The organism is Pontiella sp., from assembly GCF_041622395.1.
Lineage (GTDB): Bacteria > Verrucomicrobiota > Kiritimatiellia > Kiritimatiellales > Pontiellaceae > Pontiella.
Genome location: NZ_JBFJYW010000370.1, coordinates 1 through 3177 on the forward strand (window position 1 = coordinate 1; position 3177 = coordinate 3177).

Here is a 3177-nt window from a genome sequence, read left to right on the forward strand (position 1 = left end):
CAGCGCGCAGGTCAATGCTTTCGGGGCTGATGACGTATCCCTGAACTGGTTGCGGCTCGACCATGTCGGCAGTCTGGTTCGCTGCTCGATCCGCGATATCTATGTGGGTTCTAATCAGATCCACGCGCCGGCGGAACTCGTGCTGGAAGCACCGCTGCGGCTATTGGACTGGATCGAGCAGTATGCCGTTACCTTTGCATGGGCTCCCAATTTTGCGTTGGGGCTGATCAACAAAGAGCTCGGTGCTGCTTCGCAGAGAGAGTGGGACCTATCCTCGCTGCGTTCCATGCTGAGCGTGGCTGAAGCCATTATTCCAAAAACGGCCCAGACGTTTGTTCGTTTGCTTGCTCCGCATGGATTCAAGCGGGAGATGATGCATGCGGCCTGGGGCATGTCGGAAACGTGCGCGGCCGTCACCTTCTCGCATGACTATCTGGACCGGTTGCCGAGCGAAGAGTATCCCTACGTCGAAGTTGGTGCGCCGACCGCCGGTTTCAGGATGCGTATTGTGGACGGGCTCGATCGGGTCGTCTCCGAAGGAACGGTTGGGCGTCTGCAGATCAAGGGCCCGATGGTGATGGCCGGCTACTACGAAAACACAGAATTGAATGCGAGCGAGTTCACCGCGGACGGGTGGTTCAAAACCGGGGACCTGGGCTACATAAAAGAGGGCCGCCTCACGGTCACCGGTCGTGAAAAAGATATCATCATCATCAACGGGCTGAACCATTCCTGCCCGGAGATCGAAGCCATTGTCGAAGAGGTCGACGGGGTGTTGCCGAGCTATACCGCAGCCTGCGGACTTCGGCAGGCTGGCCAGGATACCGATCAATTGCTCGTCTTTTTTTGCCGTCAAGCAGTAGAGCCGGACGAACTCAAGGCGCTGTTGAAGAACATTCAAAGTGCGCTTGCCCGGAAACTGGGGGTTCAAGCGAGCCATCTTCTGCCGGTTGAAGCGGCGGAGATTCCGAAAACTTCGGCGGGAAAAATCCAGCGACTCAAGCTGAAGGACCTTTTCGAGGCCCGCGCATTCGATGACCGTATCAAATCCGTTGACCGGTTGTTGGAGAACCAGCGAACCTTGCCCGATTGGTTTTTTAAGCCCTGTTGGCAAAGGCAGCAGGCCGCATTGCTGCAGTCGCTACCGGTTTCTAGCCACGTGTTGGTCTTTTGCGATGGGGAGGGGTTCGGCGAGGCGCTTGCGGAGGCGCTGAAGGCTCAAGGCCATCACTGCGCTACGGTTGAGCCCGCCGATGGATTTGTAAAGCTAGCGGGTGCCCGCTTTGCCATTGCGCCGGATGCCCCGGACGATTACCAAAAACTGATCGCGGAGGCCTATCCATCCCGGTTGCCGGATGTCATCGTACATTGCTGGCTCTATCAGCCGTCGGTCAATTCCATCGCATCGACTCACGATCTCGATGCCGTTCAGTCAGTCGGTGCCTGTTCCCTGTTTCATATTGTTCAGACGCTCGCCCGGAGTGCAACGCCCGATCAGCCGTTGCTTCGCCTGCAGGTCGTTTCCACCTACGGCCAGTTGGTCGATGGGGTGGACACTGTCTTGGACTATGCAAAGAGCCCGATCCTGGGTTTGATCAAAACCATCCCCCGGGAGCTGGCCTGGATGGATTGCCGGCATCTGGACCTGGAGTTTGGCCCTTTGTCTGAAAACGTGGATGCGGTGCTCGAAGAACTGTGCGTCCCGCAACCCGAACGCGAAGTTGCCCTCCGAAAGAGCGGCCGGTTTGTTCCGCGCATTGCCCCCTTCAACTGGGAAAAGGAAACCCCCTCGTCCTTGCCGTTTAAAAAGGACCGTTTCTATTTGATCACCGGCGGCTTGGGTGGTGTTGGTTTTGAGCTGGCCCAATATCTCCTGCAATACCAGGGTGCCAACGTTTTGCTGGTGGGGCGAAGTTCGCTCGAGGACTCAGGCTCGTCCTCGTTGGGGGAGCTGCGCCGGCAACGCCTGGAAATATTGCAGGCGCTGGATGGTCATGTGGACTATGTGGTTGCCGACGTGGACGATTGCCTAACCATGGAGCGATGGGTGGAGGAGTTCTCGCAACGCTGGCAAATGCCGCTGGGGGGAATCATCCACCTGGCCGGCGTCGCTCCCGAACGGTTGATCGTTGATGAAACCTGGGAGAGCATGTCTGCGGCACTGCGGGCCAAGGTGGCCGGGACCTGGGTTTTGCACCAGCTGGTCAAGGATCGGCCGGATTGCCTGTTTGTCAGCATGTCGTCGGTGATCAGCCTCGTTGGCGGTTCAACGGTGGGCGCCTATTCCGCCAGCAACATGTTTTTGAACCACTTCCAGCAACATGCGCGGCTGGCCGGGCATGCCCAGCATTATTGCTTTTGTTCAAGCACGTGGTCGCAAATCGGGGTGAATCAGGGATATTCCGGCCAGCAGGCCCGGCAGGCGCAGGGGCAGGTTGCCATGTCGGCCACGGCCGGATTGCAGTCGGTGCTGGTTGGGTTGCGATACCGGCTCAACGAACTGGTATTTGGTTTGGACCGCAGGAAGCCCGCGGTTCAGCGCATGTGTCGCGATGGGCTGCTGTGGAACCAGCAGCCGGTGGCCTATCTCCAGTCAACTCTCGGCGACCAGGAGCTACAGCGAGTGATGCGCCCGGCCTGCGGGCGGGTCGAACGGCTGGCCCGGCTTCCGGTTGGCCCCGATGGTCGGGTGGATCGAGTATCCCTTATGGGAATGGCAAGTGCCCGAAAAGGTCAAGGCGTGCCGCAAACCCCAGCTGAGAAAAAACTGGCGGACATTTGGCAAGCCGTTCTCGGGCTTTCTGCGGTCGGCCGGGATGATAATTTTTTTGAATTGGGGGGAACCTCGGTACAGGCGGCGCGCCTGTTTATCGAGATGGAACAGGCCATGGGCATGATGCTGCCGCTCGCAAGCCTGTTCCAAGCTCCGACCATTGCACAACTGGCCCGGCTCACGGAGCAGGGCGAAAGCGACCTGGGCCTTTGGAATTCATTGGTCCCGATCCGCGAGGAGGGCGATCGGCCGCCGCTGTTTTTTATCCATGCCGGCTTTGGAGACGTGGTTGGCTTTGAGAGTTTCGACCGCTATCTGGACCATGGATGGCCCATTTATGCCTTGCGCCCTGAAGATCTGGGAGGCCAATGCGAGCCGCTTCGGACCATCGAGGAGATGGCTGC

General features: G+C 58.8%; 1 protein-coding gene. It reads left to right on the forward strand.

Going from position 1 to position 3177, the window contains the following annotated elements:
• The coding region (locus ABYO54_RS15600; RefSeq protein ID WP_372809158.1) for an SDR family NAD(P)-dependent oxidoreductase at positions 1–3177 on the forward strand (3177 nt) is incomplete at both ends.